General features: G+C 66.3%; 12 protein-coding genes and 1 pseudogene. 10 read left to right on the top strand and 3 right to left on the bottom strand.

Annotated features, from left to right (window positions below):
• Nucleotides 1-46 precede the first annotated feature (46 nt).
• From C5F75_RS09015 to C5F75_RS08980, 8 genes are all read left to right on the top strand, one after another.
• Nucleotides 47-1723, top strand: coding sequence for a glycosyltransferase family 39 protein (locus C5F75_RS09015; protein WP_059585273.1), 1677 nt, complete (start codon nt 47-49; stop codon nt 1721-1723).
• 13 nt (nt 1724-1736) lie between these two features.
• A complete protein-coding gene (locus tag C5F75_RS09010; protein WP_059585272.1) occupies nt 1737-2108 on the top strand; it encodes an EamA family transporter in 372 nt (123 codons plus the stop codon).
• A 130-nt stretch (nt 2109-2238) separates the two neighbouring features.
• Nucleotides 2239-3390, top strand: coding sequence for a DegT/DnrJ/EryC1/StrS family aminotransferase (locus tag C5F75_RS09005; protein ID WP_104012114.1), 1152 nt, complete (start codon nt 2239-2241; stop codon nt 3388-3390).
• Nucleotides 3391-3396: 6 nt separating this feature from the next.
• Nucleotides 3397-4449, top strand: coding sequence for a glycosyltransferase (locus C5F75_RS09000; protein WP_059645634.1), 1053 nt, complete (start codon nt 3397-3399; stop codon nt 4447-4449).
• The gene (locus C5F75_RS08995; protein ID WP_104012113.1) at nt 4446-5393 is read left to right on the top strand and encodes a formyltransferase; all 948 of its coding nucleotides are present in this window, start codon (nt 4446-4448) and stop codon (nt 5391-5393) included. Before C5F75_RS09000 ends, C5F75_RS08995 begins: the two co-directional genes overlap by 4 nt.
• On the top strand, nt 5390-6445 hold the full coding sequence (locus tag C5F75_RS08990) for a bifunctional UDP-4-keto-pentose/UDP-xylose synthase (protein ID WP_006478632.1): 1056 nt from the start codon (nt 5390-5392) through the stop codon (nt 6443-6445). The genes C5F75_RS08995 and C5F75_RS08990 overlap by 4 nt, the downstream gene beginning before the upstream one ends.
• Before the next feature lie 13 nt (nt 6446-6458).
• Nucleotides 6459-7355, top strand: coding sequence for a polysaccharide deacetylase family protein (locus C5F75_RS08985; RefSeq protein WP_104012112.1), 897 nt, complete (start codon nt 6459-6461; stop codon nt 7353-7355).
• Between the two features lie 110 nt (nt 7356-7465).
• Nucleotides 7466-7927, top strand: coding sequence for a peroxiredoxin (locus C5F75_RS08980; RefSeq protein WP_059645625.1), 462 nt, complete (start codon nt 7466-7468; stop codon nt 7925-7927).
• Nucleotides 7928-8125: 198 nt separating this feature from the next.
• Here the strand turns inward: C5F75_RS08980 and C5F75_RS37140 are convergent.
• Nucleotides 8126-8367, bottom strand: a pseudogene (locus C5F75_RS37140) (hypothetical protein); the annotation flags it as partial.
• Between C5F75_RS37140 and C5F75_RS08970 the strand changes: the two are divergent.
• Both C5F75_RS08970 and C5F75_RS08965 read left to right on the top strand, forming a co-directional pair.
• On the top strand, nt 8263-10074 hold the full coding sequence (locus tag C5F75_RS08970; protein ID WP_059645620.1) for a PhoH family protein: 1812 nt from the start codon (nt 8263-8265) through the stop codon (nt 10072-10074). The pseudogene C5F75_RS37140 and the gene C5F75_RS08970 sit on opposite strands and share 105 nt — an antisense overlap.
• Nucleotides 10075-10308: 234 nt before the next feature.
• Nucleotides 10309-11400 carry a C40 family peptidase gene (locus tag C5F75_RS08965; RefSeq protein ID WP_059585266.1) on the top strand — a complete coding sequence of 364 codons (1092 nt, stop codon included), beginning with the start codon at nt 10309-10311 and terminating at the stop codon, nt 11398-11400.
• A 122-nt stretch (nt 11401-11522) separates the two neighbouring features.
• Here C5F75_RS08965 and C5F75_RS08960 read toward each other — a convergent pair whose 3' ends face one another.
• A complete protein-coding gene (locus C5F75_RS08960; RefSeq protein WP_059585265.1) occupies nt 11523-12533 on the bottom strand; it encodes an inorganic phosphate transporter in 1011 nt (336 codons plus the stop codon).
• Between the two features lie 9 nt (nt 12534-12542).
• A complete protein-coding gene (locus C5F75_RS08955; RefSeq protein ID WP_059585264.1) occupies nt 12543-13169 on the bottom strand; it encodes a DUF47 domain-containing protein in 627 nt (208 codons plus the stop codon).
• Nucleotides 13170-13269: the final 100 nt, after the last annotated feature.

Raw genomic sequence — 13269 nt, 5'->3', positions numbered from 1 at the left:
GCACCGCGCCGGCGGCCCGTCACAACAACCAACAGGCTGAAAACCCATGAACGATACGCCGTCGAGGCTACCGCTCAATCGCATCACGCTCGTCCTCCTCGTCGTCGCGCTCGCGATCGTCTGGTTCGCGCCGCTCGGGCTGCGCCACCTGATCCCGAGCGACGAAGGCCGCTACGCGGAGATGGCGCGCGAGATGTTCGTCACCGGCGACTGGATCACGCCGCGCTACAACGGCTACAAGTACTTCGAGAAGCCGCCGCTGCAGACCTGGCTGAACGCGCTCACCTTCGCCTGGTTCGGCATCGGCGAATGGCAGGCGCGCCTCTACACCGCCGTCGCGAGCTTCGCCGGCGTGCTGCTCGTCGGCTACACCGGCGCGCGCCTGTTCAACCCGCTGTCGGGCTTGCTCGCGGCCGTCGTGCTGGCCAGCTCGCCGTACTGGAACCTGATGGGCCACTTCAACGCGCTCGACATGGGGCTCGCGTTCTGGATGGCGCTGTCGCTCTGCTCGCTGCTGCTCGCGCAGCGGCCCGGGCTGCGCCCGGCCGCGGTACGCGGCTGGATGTGGGCGTGCTGGGCCGCGATGGCGTTGGCGGTGCTGTCGAAGGGCCTCGTCGGCCTGATCCTGCCGGGCGCCGTGCTCGTGCTGTATACGCTGGTCGCGCGCGACTGGGCGCTGTGGAAGCGCCTGTACCTCGTCAGCGGCCTCGTGATCTTCTTCGCGATCGTCACGCCGTGGTTCGTGCTCGTCCAGCAGCGCAACCCCGAGTTCTTCAACTTCTTCTTCGTCGTCCAGCAGTTCCGCCGGTACCTGACCCCGGAACAGAACCGCCCGGGCCCGCTGTACTACTTCGTGCCCGTGCTGCTGGTCGGCTTCCTGCCGTGGCTGTCGGTCGCGTGGCAGAGCATCCGCCATGCGCTGCGCATGCCGCGCCAGCCGAACGGCTTCTCGCCGATGCTCGTGCTGCTGATCTGGAGCGCGTTCATTTTCCTGTTCTTCAGCGCGTCGCATTCGAAGCTGATCTCGTACGTGCTGCCGGTCGCGCCGGCGCTCGCGCTGATCATCGGCGCGTACCTGCCGCTGATGACGGCCGACCGGTTCCGCCGCCACCTGCTCGGCTATCTCGTGTTCTTCGTCGCCGCGGCGTTCGGGATCATCTTCCTCGCGTACCAGGGCGACGCCCGCACGCCGAACGCGCTGTACCGCGCGTTCCAGATGTGGCTGTACGCCGGCCTCGCGGTCTCGGCCGCGCTGACGCTCGCGGCCGCGTGGCTCAACCGCCGGGCGGGCGCGGCCGCCGCGCTCGCCGCGTTCGGCGCCGCGTGGCTCGCGTTCGGCACGATCGGCGGCACCGGGCACGACGAGTTCGGCCGCTACAGCTCGGGCGCGCTGCTCGCGCCGGCCGTGCGCGCCGAGCTGGCGAAGCTGCCGCCCGACACGCCGTTCTACTCGATCGAAATGCTCGACCACACGTTCCCGTTCTACGTGGGCCACACGACGATCATGGTCCAGCGCCAGGACGAGCTCGCGTTCGGGATCTCGGTCGAGCCGAACAAGTGGATCCCGACCGTCGGCGAATGGATCACGCGCTGGAAGCAGGACACCCATGCGCTCGCGATCATGCCGCCCGGCCAGTACGACGCGCTGGCCAAGGAAGGCGTGCCGATGCGCGTGATCGCGCGCGACAACCGCCGCGTGATCGTCGAGAAACCGCAATCGTAAGGACGTCCCCCGCATGAATCCCGTTTCGTTCGTCTGCATCGTCACCGGCGTGATGCTCAACGCCTGTGCGCAACTTTTGCTGAAAGCCGGCGTCAACGCCGTTGGACACTTCGAATTCAGCCGTGCGAACATCATTCCGGTCGGATTCAAGATCGCGACCCAATTGCCGATCATCGGCGGCCTCGGCTGCTACGTGCTGAGCGTCGTCGTATGGATCGTCGGGCTGTCGCGGGTCGACGTGTCGATCGCGTACCCGATGCTGTCGCTCGGCTACGTCGTCAATGCGTTCGCGGCGTGGTACCTGTTCGGCGAAGTCCTGTCGATGCAGCGGCTCGTCGGCATCGGCATCATCCTGATCGGCGTGCTCGTGCTCGCGCGCAGCTGAGCACGGCGCGCGGCGTTAAGCGTCCGCCTACAAAAAATCACGGTACGAATCGGCCAACCGGTGTTTAATGCCGGTTTCGGACGGATCGCCCGACCCTTTTATTACACGCCATTACAGGCCCAACGCGTTCATGAGCCAGACTACCGCTCCGTTTCTGCCGTTCACCCGCCCCGAGATCGACGAGGAAACCATCCAGGGCGTCGTCGACGTGCTGCGCTCGGGCTGGATCACGACCGGCCCGCAGTGCCAGAAATTCGAAGCCGCGCTGTCGGAGTACTGCGGCGGCCGCCCGGTCCGCGCGTTCAATTCGGGTACCTGCACGCTCGAGATCGGCCTGCGCATCGCGGGCGTCGGCCCCGGCGACGAGGTGATCACGACGCCGGCGTCGTGGGTCTCGACCAGCAACGTGATCATCGAAACGGGCGCGACGCCCGTATTCGCGGACATCGATCCCGTCACGCGCAACATCGATCTCGACAAGCTCGAGCAGGCGATCACGCCGCGCACGAAGGCGATCGTCCCCGTGTTCCTGTCCGGCCTGCCGGTCGACATGGACCGCCTGTACGCGATCGCCCGCGCGCACAAGCTGCGCGTGATCGAGGATGCCGCGCAGGCATTCGGCTCGATGTGGAACGGCAAGCGCATCGGCGCGTTCGGCGACCTCGTGTCGTTCAGCTTCCACGCGAACAAGAATCTGACGACGATCGAAGGCGGCGCGCTCGTGCTGAACGACGAGGACGAAGCCGTGCTCGCGCAGAAGTACCGGCTGCAGGGCATCACGCGCACCGGCTTCGACGGGATGGACTGCGACGTGCTCGGCGGCAAGTACAACCTGACCGACGTCGCCGCGCGCGTCGGCCTCGGCCAGCTACCGCACCTCGAGCGCTTCACCGCGCAGCGCCGCGCGCTCGCCCGCGCGTATTTCGCCGCGTTCGACGGCGGCGCGGCCGTGAAGCTCGGCCTCGGCCTGCCGGTCGCCGAATTCGAGAACGGCAACTGGCACATGTTCCTCGTCACGCTGCCGCTCGAGCGGCTGACGATCACGCGCGCCGAATTCATGGCGCAGATGAAGGAACGCGGCATCGGCACCGGCATCCACTACCCGGCGATCCATCTTTTCACGCTGTACCGTGCGCGCGGTTTCAAGGAGGGGATGTTCCCCCACGCCGAACGGTACGGCGCGTCGACCGTCACGCTGCCGCTGTTTACGCAGATGACGGAAGGCGACGTGCGTCGCGTGGTCGACGCCGTCAATCAGATTTGCGAACAATACGGAAAATAAGCGTACATGAGTCACCTTGAAGCACGCGCCGGGCATCCGGGCGCCGGACACCCGGGCGCCGCGCATCTGGACGCCGGCCGGCCCGAAGTCTCGGTCATCATCCCCGTATACAACGAGGAAGACGGCCTCGCCGCGCTGTTCGCGCGACTGTATCCGGCGCTCGACGCACTCGACACGCCGTACGAAGTGATCCTGATCAACGACGGCAGCCGCGACCGCTCGGCCGCGATGCTCGCCGATCAGTTCCACGTACGGCCGGACACGACACGCGTCGTGCTGCTCAACGGCAACTACGGCCAGCACATGGCGATCCTCGCGGGCTTCGCGCAGTCGCGCGGCGAGATCGTCATCACGCTCGACGCCGACCTGCAGAATCCGCCCGAGGAAATCGGCAAGCTGATCGCGAAGATGCGCGAGGGCTACGACTACGTCGGCTCGATCCGCAAGCAGCGCCAGGACAGCCTGTGGCGGCGCAAGGCGTCGCAGATGATGAACCGGCTGCGCGAGCGCATCACGCGCATCAAGATGACCGACCAGGGCTGCATGCTGCGCGCGTACAGCCGCCGCATCATCGACACGATCAACGTGTGCGGCGAAGTCAACACGTTCATCCCCGCGCTCGCGTACACGTTCGCGCAGAACCCGACCGAAATCGAGGTCGCGCACGAGGAACGCTTCGCGGGCCAGTCGAAGTATTCGCTGTACAGCCTGATCCGGCTGAACTTCGACCTCGTGACGGGCTTCTCGGTCGTGCCGCTGCAGTGGCTGTCGTTCATCGGCGTGATCCTGTCGCTCGGCTCCGCCGCGCTGTTCGTGCTGCTGCTCGTGCGCCGCTTCATCGTCGGCGCGGAAGTGCAAGGCGTGTTCACGCTGTTCGCGATCACGTTCTTCCTGCTCGGCGTGATCATCTTCGCGCTGGGCCTGCTCGGCGAATACGTCGGCCGCATCTACCAGCAGGTGCGCGCGCGGCCGCGCTACCTGATCCAGGCCGTGCTCGAGCAGCACGATGGCGTGCCGCCGGTGCCGGCCGGCGCGAACCATCCGGGAGCCGTGCAATGAAGCCGCGCGCGGTCGTCTTCGCGTATCACAACGTCGGCGTGCGGTGCCTGCAGGTGCTGCTCGCGCGCGGCGTCGACGTCGCGCTGGTCGTCACGCACGAGGACAATCCGAACGAGAACATCTGGTTCGGCAGCGTCGCGGCCGTCGCGGCCGAGCACGGCATTCCGGTGCTCACGCCGGCCGATCCCGCCGATCCGGCGCTGCGCCGCGCGGTGTCCGACGCGCGGCCCGATTTCATCTTCTCGTTCTACTACCGCCACATGCTGCCGGTGGACCTGCTCGCGATCGCGCCGCGCGGCGCGTACAACATGCACGGTTCGCTGCTGCCGAAATACCGGGGTCGGGTTCCGACCAACTGGGCCGTGCTGAACGGCGAGACCGAGACCGGCGCGACGCTGCACGAGATGGCCGCCAAGCCCGACGCGGGTGCGATCGTCGGCCAGACCGCGGTGCCGATCCTGCCGGACGACACGGCCGCGCAGGTATTCGACAAGGTCACCGTGGCCGCCGAGCAGACGCTGTGGCGCGTGCTGCCCGCGCTGCTCGCGGGCGAGGCGCCGCACCTGCCGAACGATCTCGCGACCGGCAGCTACTACGGCGGACGCAAGCCCGAGGACGGCCGCGTCGACTGGTCGAAGCCGGCCGCGCAGGTCTACAACCTGGTGCGCGCGGTCGCGCCCCCGTATCCGGGTGCATTCACGGACGTCCACGGCGCGCGCTTCGTGATCGCGCGCGCGCGCCTCGCGGCGCCCGGCAGCGCGATGGCGGCGGCCGCCGCGGATTTGCCGCCCGGCCTGCACGTAAGCGATAATGCGCTATTCGGCGTCTGCGGCGACAGCCGCGCCCTATCCATTCTCGAGCTCCGGCAACAGCGCGACGGCGGTGAAACCGTCGTGGCGCCCGCGGAATTCGCGCAGTTCATTCATTCTTCCCGTCATTCATGAAAGCAAAAAAAGTCCTGATCCTGGGTGTGAACGGCTTCATCGGCCATCACCTGTCGAAGCGCATTCTTGAGACCACCGATTGGGAAGTGTTCGGCATGGACATGCAGACCGACCGGCTGGGCGACCTCGTCAACCACGAGCGGATGCATTTCTTCGAAGGCGACATCACGATCAACAAGGAGTGGGTCGAGTATCACGTGAAGAAGTGCGACGTGATCCTGCCGCTCGTCGCGATCGCGACGCCGGCCACCTACGTCCAGCAGCCGCTGCGCGTGTTCGAGCTCGACTTCGAGGCGAACCTGCCGATCGTGCGCTCGGCCGTCAAGTACGGCAAGCACCTCGTGTTCCCGTCGACCTCCGAGGTCTACGGCATGTGCTCGGACGAGCAGTTCGACCCGGATGCCTCCGCGCTCACCTACGGCCCGATCAACAAGCCGCGCTGGATCTACGCGTGCTCGAAGCAGCTGATGGACCGCGTGATCTGGGGCTACGGGATGGAAGGCCTGAACTTCACGCTGTTCCGCCCGTTCAACTGGATCGGCCCGGGCCTCGACTCGATCTACACGCCGAAGGAAGGCAGCTCGCGCGTGGTCACGCAGTTCCTCGGCCACATCGTGCGCGGCGAGAACATCAGCCTCGTCGACGGCGGCTCGCAGAAGCGCGCGTTCACCGACATCGGCGACGGCATCAGCGCGCTGATGAAGATCATCGAGAACAAGGGCGGCGTCGCGTCGGGCAAGATCTACAACATCGGCAATCCGAAGAACAACTTCTCGGTTCGCGAGCTCGCGCACAAGATGCTCGAACTGGCCGCGGAATTCCCCGAGTACGCCGATTCGGCCAAGCAGGTGAAGCTCGTCGAAACGACGTCCGGCGCCTACTACGGCAACGGCTACCAGGACGTGCAGAACCGCGTGCCGAAGATCGACAACACGATGCAGGAGCTCGGCTGGGCGCCGCAAGCGACGTTCGACGACGCGCTGCGCAACATCTTCGAAGCGTATCGCGGCCACGTCGCCGACGCGCGCGCGCTCGTCGAACAGCAAGGCTGAGCGGGACGTTCGCTTGGCTCGCATCGTCCTCAAGATCGACGTCGACACGCTGCGCGGCACGCGCGAAGGCGTGCCGAACCTCGCGCGCATCTTCGATCGCTTCAATGCGCGCGCGACCTTCCTCTTCAGCCTCGGGCCCGATCACACGGGCTGGGCGCTGCGGCGCGTGTTCCGTCCGGGCTTCCTGAAGAAGGTGTCGCGCACGTCGGTCGTCGAACACTACGGCGTGAAGCAGCTGATGTACGGCGTGCTGCTGCCCGGCCCCGACATCGGCCGCCGCGCGATCGCCGACATGCGCGCGATTCACGAGGCCGGCTTCGAATGCGGGATCCACACGTGGGATCACGTGGTCTGGCAGGACAACGTGCGCGTGCGCGATCGCGACTGGACCGCGCGTGAAATGCAGAAGAGCCATGCGCGCTTCATCGAGATCTTCGGCGCGCCGCCCGTCACGCACGGCGCGGCCGGCTGGCAGATGAACGATTCCGCGTTCGAGCAGATCGACGCGTGGGGGATGCGCTACGCATCCGACGGTCGCGGCCACTCGCCGTACCTGCCCGTCGTCGGCGGCCGCATGCTGTCGCACGTGCAGATGCCGACCACGCTGCCGACGCTCGACGAAGTGCTCGGCGTCGACGGCATCGACACGCACAACGTCGCCGCGCACATCCTCAAGTTCACCGAAGCCAATCCGCACGACCAGGTGTTCACGCTGCATGCGGAACTGGAAGGCCAGAAGCTCGCGCCCGTGTTCGAGCAACTGCTCGCCGGCTGGCGTGCGCAAGGCCACACGTTTGCGACGATGGGCGACTACCACGCGACGCTGGACCGCGACTCGCTGCCATCGTACCCTGTCGCGTGGGGCGAAATCCCCGGCCGCTCCGGCGAACTGATCGTCCAGCCCGACTGAGTTCGCGCGCGAGCCGGCGTCGCCGCTCCCGCCCTCGCGGCGCGTCGCCGCGACGCCCCGCCGAACCACGCCGCCGCAGCGGCGCCCTTCCATAACAACAGGAGAAACACGTGTCTGTCGAAGTTGACCGTCAAGTTCCCGATTTCACCGCACCGGCCACGGGCGGCGACATTTCGCTGTCCGACCTGAAGGGCAAGAAGCTCGTACTGTACTTCTATCCGAAGGACAACACGCCGGGCTGCACGACCGAAGGGCTGCAGTTCCGCGATCTCTATCCGAAGTTCAAGAAAGCCGGTGCGGAAGTCATCGGCGTGTCGCGCGACAGCCTGCGCTCGCACGACAACTTCAAGGCCAAGCTCGAACTGCCGTTCCCGCTGATTTCCGATGCCGACGAAGCGCTGTGCGCGTTGTTCGATGTCATCAAGATGAAGAAAATGTATGGCAAGGAAGTGCGCGGAATCGAGCGCTCGACGTTCCTGATCGACGCGGACGGCGTGCTTCGCCACGCATGGCGCGGCATCAAGGTACCGGGTCACGTGGACGACGTGCTAAAGGCTGTACAAGCGCTTTGAGGCGCGTTATATTGGGCCGCAATGAATGCCCGTTCGCCCCATATTTCTCGTAGCTGCGCCGGTGCCCGTTGCGATGCTTGCCGGCACCTGACGCGCATCACGACGGCATCAGCCGAGCCGCATGTCCCTGTCGACGGGGCAGCGGCTTTTTTTATGGAACGCGCGCCGGCCCTCCCCGGTCCGGCCCTTACCGCATCGAGGAGCTGATCGACACTTAGGCGAACCGGCTAGACGAAATTCCTGTGCGCCACCGCGCGCAAACTGCATGCGTCTACGTCACGCAGGATGCGATCAGCGGCGCACGCCATGCGACACGATTCCTCCCGAGGGACACCATGCCTTTGCCTACTCCCCCCAGCAAGCTCGGCAGCCTGCTGCCGCCCGACGAATACAAGGCGAAAGCGCGGCCCGCGAAAGCCGCGAAGAAATCCGCCGAAGGGGACGCATCCACAGCCGGTGACTATGGTCCGGCCAGCGTGGCCCAACCGATGATCGAAGCCGCGAACACGGCCGCGCCGCTGCGCGCCGTCGCGTCTTCGGCGCCCGATGCCCCGAGCGCGCCCGCGCGCGGCCGCAAGACCAGGCAGACGGCCGCGCTGCTGCAGCCGATGCCGGCGCCCGCCGAACCCGCGGCGCCCGTCGTGGCACGCAACGACAAGCCGGCCGCAGATAAATCTGGCGGAGCGGCCGCGGCACCCGCGCGCGATGCCGGCGCCGCGACGAAGTCGCGCAGCCGCAAGCCCGCCGACGCCGAACTGCAGAAGCTGTTCGTGCTCGACACCAACGTGCTGATGCACGACCCGAGCAGCCTCTTCCGCTTCGAGGAACACGACGTCTATCTGCCGATGATGACGCTCGAGGAACTCGACAACCACAAGAAGGGGATGTCCGAAGTCGCACGCAACGCGCGCCAGGTCAGCCGCACGCTCGACGCGCTCGTCGCCGACGGCGGCCCGATCTCGGCCGGCATCCCGCTGTCGCGCCTCGGCAGCCGCGACGCGCTCGGCCGCCTGTACTTCCAGACGAAGCTGGCCGATATCGCGCCGGTGGAAGGTTTGCCCGAAGGCAAGGCCGACAATCAGATCCTCGGCGTCGTGCGCGCGCTGCAGCGCGACCGGCCCGACCGCCAGGTCGTGCTGGTGTCGAAAGACATCAACATGCGGATCAAGGCGCACGCGCTCGGCCTGCCCGCGGAAGACTACTTCAACGACCAGGTGCTCGAGGATTCGGATCTCCTGTACAACGGCGTGCGCGAACTGCCGCAGGATTTCTGGACCAAGCATGCGAAGGGCATGGAGAGCTGGCAGGACACGAAGACGGGCACCACGTACTACCGCGTGACCGGCCCGCTCGTCGCGTCGATGCTCGTCAACGAGTTCGTCTATCTCGAGCCGCAGAACGGCGAGCCGACGTTCCACGCGATCGTCCGCGAGCTGAACGGCAAGACGGCGCTGCTGCAGACGCTGCGCGACTACAGCCACCACAAGAACAACGTGTGGGGCATCACCGCGCGCAATCGCGAGCAGAACTTCGCGCTGAACCTGCTGATGAACCCCGAGATCGACTTCGTCACGCTGCTCGGCCAGGCCGGCACCGGCAAGACGCTCGTCGCGCTCGCGGCCGGCCTCGCGCAGGTGCTCGACGACAAGCGCTACAACGAGATCATCGTGACGCGCGCGACCGTGCCCGTCGGCGAGGACATCGGTTTCCTGCCCGGCACCGAGGAAGAAAAGATGCAGCCGTGGATGGGCGCATTCGACGACAACCTCGAAGTGCTGCAGAAGACCGACGACGCGGCCGGCGAATGGGGCCGTGCCGCGACGCAGGAGCTGATCCGTTCGCGCCTGAAGGTGAAGAGCATGAACTTCATGCGCGGCCGCACGTTCGTCGACAAGTACCTGATCATCGACGAGGCGCAGAACCTGACGCCGAAGCAGATGAAGACGCTCGTCACGCGCGCGGGCCCCGGCACGAAGATCGTGTGCCTGGGCAACATCGCGCAGATCGACACGCCCTATCTGACCGAGGGCAGCTCGGGCCTGACCTACGTCGTCGACCGCTTCAAGGGCTGGGGCCACAGCGGCCACGTGACGCTCGCGCGCGGCGAACGCTCGCGGCTCGCCGACTACGCGTCGGACATTCTGTAACGCGCTGGCCGGCCGATCGGCCGGCTGTCGACGCCACGCGGCGCTCCGTTTCCGGAGCGCCGTTTTTATTTGGGGTCGAAGACAAAGGTAATGCGTCGTCACGCAACCATGCAGTTTACGCGCGAAACTTCAAGTAAATTCTCAAGAATGGTTGCTTAAGCCCCGCCGGAGCGTCTACCATCGAGTCTGTCTGTTGTCATACGATTCGCGAGTGCACCGCTCGCCCGCCTTGCCATGCTTCGAATCTGGGTTCCCGTCGCCGTCGTCTCCCTGCTTGCGGCCTGCTCCAGCGTGCCGCCGCAATCGGCATCGCGTTCCGCGTCGGGCATGAAGATCACGACGCCGCGGGCGTTCCCGGCGCCGGCCAATTTCCCCAAATTCGTCGACCACAGCGTCGGCCAGGAAGAGATCTCGATCCAGGCGATGAGCCTCGTCGGCGTCCCGTATCGCTGGGGCGGCAACACGCCGGCGAGCGGCTTCGACTGCAGCGGGCTCGTGCGCTACGTGATCGGCCGCGCGGCCGACGTGAACCTGCCGCGCACGACCGCCGACATGAGCAGCCGCGGCGTGTCGATCGAGCCCGACGAGATCGCGCCGGGCGACCTGATCTTCTTCAATACGACCGGGCGGCCGCATTCGCACGTCGGCATCTATGTCGGCAAGCTGCGCTTCGTCAACGCACCGTCGACGGGCGGCACCGTGCGGCTCGACTACCTGACGAACCCGTACTGGGCGAAGCGCTTCGACGGCATTCGCCGCGTCGCGCCGCCGCGCTCCGCCCCGACGCCGTTCGATGCGCCGACCTACGAGGCCAAGCGCGACGAGCCGCGCAATCCGCCGGCGCTCGCGGCTGCTCCGGCGGTCGTGACGGCTGCCGCCGCGCCGCGACAGCCGGCGGCGTATGCGTCTTCACGAGCAAGAGCGACGCAGGCGCCGGCTCCAGCTTCGGCCATCCCGACCGCGCCGGTCGTGACGGCCACCGCAACCGCACCGGCAGCACCGGCCGCCGATCCGTATGAACCGCCGCCACCGCGGATGCAGACGGCCCAGCAGCAAGCCACGTCGGTGAATGACGGCGCGACCGCGATGACCGCCAACGCAGCACCGACCGCCCCGGCGGAAGTCGGCACGCAGATTCCGACGACCGCACTGACGGCCGCTGAGGCCGCCGCCTTCGATGCCGAGCCGCCGCCCGCCGCCGGCACGCCGCCGCGCACCATCGAGCCCGCGCAGGTGTTGCGTGCGTCGACGCAATCCGCGCCCATCAGCCCGCGCACCAGTACGGCAGACGATCCGATCGCACGGTTCGCGAACGGCAGCTACTGAGCCGTTGCTCGAACCGCGACCGTCGACGACGTCGACAACATGCTCCGCTGGCCTCCAAAAGAAAATGCGCCGCGGCCTTTCGGCCTGCGGCGCATTTCGCGTCGATCAGGAAGTGTCGGCGATCAGAAGATCTGATGGCCGAGCCACCAGCCGCCAGCCGCGAACAGCGCGGCCGCCGGCAACGTCAGCACCCACGCCCACACGATGTTGCCGGCGACGCCCCAGCGCACGGCCGACAGCTTCTGCGTCGCGCCGACACCGACGATCGCACCGGTAATCGTGTGCGTGGTCGACACGGGAATGCCAAGGAACGATGCGACGAACAGCGTGATTGCCCCGCCGCTTTCCGCGCAGAAACCGCCGACCGGCTTGAGCTTCGTGATCTTCTGGCCCATCGTGCGCACGATGCGCCAGCCGCCGAACAGCGTGCCGAGGCCCATCGACAGGTAGCACGCGCCGATCACCCACGCCGGCGGCGCATCGGCGGTGGCCGACGCGTAACCGCTCGCGATCAGCAGCATCCAGATGATACCGATCGTCTTCTGTGCGTCGTTGCCGCCGTGGCCCAGGCTGTACAGCCCCGCCGACAGCAGCTGCAGCCGGCGGAAGCGCCGGTCGACCTTGCTGGGCGCGGTACGGAAATACAGCCACGACACGCCGAGCATGAACAGTGAACCGAGGATGAAACCGAGCAGCGGCGAAATGAAGATGAACGCGATCGTCTTCAGCAGCCCGTCGATGTTCAGCGAGCTCCAGCCCGACTTCGCGAGCGCCGCGCCGACGAGGCCGCCGATCAGCGCGTGCGACGAGCTCGACGGAATCCCGTAGTACCACGTGATCACGTTCCAGCCGATCGCGCCGACCAGCGCACCGAACACGACGTAGTGATCGACGATCTCGGGATCGATCGTGCCTTTACCGACGGTCTGCGCGACTTTCAGGTGGAAGATGAAATACGCGATCACGTTGAACGCGGCCGCGAACACCACGGCCTGCTGGGGCTTCAGCACCCCGGTCGACACGACGGTGGCGATCGAGTTCGCCGCGTCGTGAAAGCCGTTCATGAAGTCGAATACGAGCGCGACGAGCACGAGCGTCGCGACCATCCATAGGGCGAGTTGTATCGAATGCATGTGGTCCGCTCAGGCGTTTTCCAGCACGATGCCTTCGATGATGTTCGCGACGTCCTCGCACTTGTCGGTGATCTCTTCCAGCAGCTCGTAGATCGCCTTCAGCTTGATGAGCGTCTTCACGTCGTCTTCCTCGCGGAACAGCTTCGACATCGCCGCGCGCAGCACGCGGTCGGCTTCCGACTCCCAGCGATCGATTTCCTCGCACTGCTTGAGGATCTGCGCCGACTGCTTCATGTCGGACAGCAGGCCGACGGCCTGCTGCACGTGTTGCGCCGACTGCGTGACGATATGCGCGAGCTGGCTCGCCTCGGACGTGACGGACTGCACGTCGTACAGCGACACGGCCGTCGCGACGTCCTCCATCAGGTCGAGGATGTCGTCCATCGTCGTGATCAGCTTGTGGATCTCGTCACGATCGAGCGGCGTGATGAAGGTCTTGTGCAGCAGATCGATCGCCTCGTGCGTGAGCTTGTCGGCGGCCTTCTCGGCGATTTGCACGTTTTGCTTGTGAATCTCGGCGTCGACGAGATTGTCGATCAGCAGTTCGAGCTCGCGGCCACCGGAAACGATGTGCTTCGCGTGCGAGTTGAAGAGTTCAAAGAACTTGCCCTCGGTGGGCATGAATCGACCGAACATGGGATTCCTGAGAGATTGTCAAACTACTGTCACGAAAACGGGCGACATTGTACCGGTTCCGGTCGCGACGCGACGTGCGCATATGCGCACGCCGGGATTG

Source organism: Burkholderia anthinoferrum (assembly GCF_002925705.1).
Lineage (GTDB): Bacteria > Pseudomonadota > Gammaproteobacteria > Burkholderiales > Burkholderiaceae > Burkholderia > Burkholderia semiarida.
The sequence above is the reverse complement of the archived record's forward strand: the minus strand, read 5'-3'. Positions and strand labels throughout refer to the sequence as shown.

Coding starts and splice junctions, on each gene's coding strand:
- C5F75_RS09015 (WP_059585273.1), top strand. CDS start 47: ATGAACGATACGCCGTCGAGGCTACCGCTCAATCGCATCACGCTCGTC.
- C5F75_RS09010 (WP_059585272.1), top strand. CDS start 1,737: ATGAATCCCGTTTCGTTCGTCTGCATCGTCACCGGCGTGATGCTCAAC.
- C5F75_RS09005 (WP_104012114.1), top strand. CDS start 2,239: ATGAGCCAGACTACCGCTCCGTTTCTGCCGTTCACCCGCCCCGAGATC.
- C5F75_RS09000 (WP_059645634.1), top strand. CDS start 3,397: ATGAGTCACCTTGAAGCACGCGCCGGGCATCCGGGCGCCGGACACCCG.
- C5F75_RS08995 (WP_104012113.1), top strand. CDS start 4,446: ATGAAGCCGCGCGCGGTCGTCTTCGCGTATCACAACGTCGGCGTGCGG.
- C5F75_RS08990 (WP_006478632.1), top strand. CDS start 5,390: ATGAAAGCAAAAAAAGTCCTGATCCTGGGTGTGAACGGCTTCATCGGC.
- C5F75_RS08970 (WP_059645620.1), top strand. CDS start 8,263: ATGCCTTTGCCTACTCCCCCCAGCAAGCTCGGCAGCCTGCTGCCGCCC.
- C5F75_RS08965 (WP_059585266.1), top strand. CDS start 10,309: ATGCTTCGAATCTGGGTTCCCGTCGCCGTCGTCTCCCTGCTTGCGGCC.
- C5F75_RS08960 (WP_059585265.1), bottom strand. CDS start 12,533: ATGCATTCGATACAACTCGCCCTATGGATGGTCGCGACGCTCGTGCTC.
- C5F75_RS08955 (WP_059585264.1), bottom strand. CDS start 13,169: ATGTTCGGTCGATTCATGCCCACCGAGGGCAAGTTCTTTGAACTCTTC.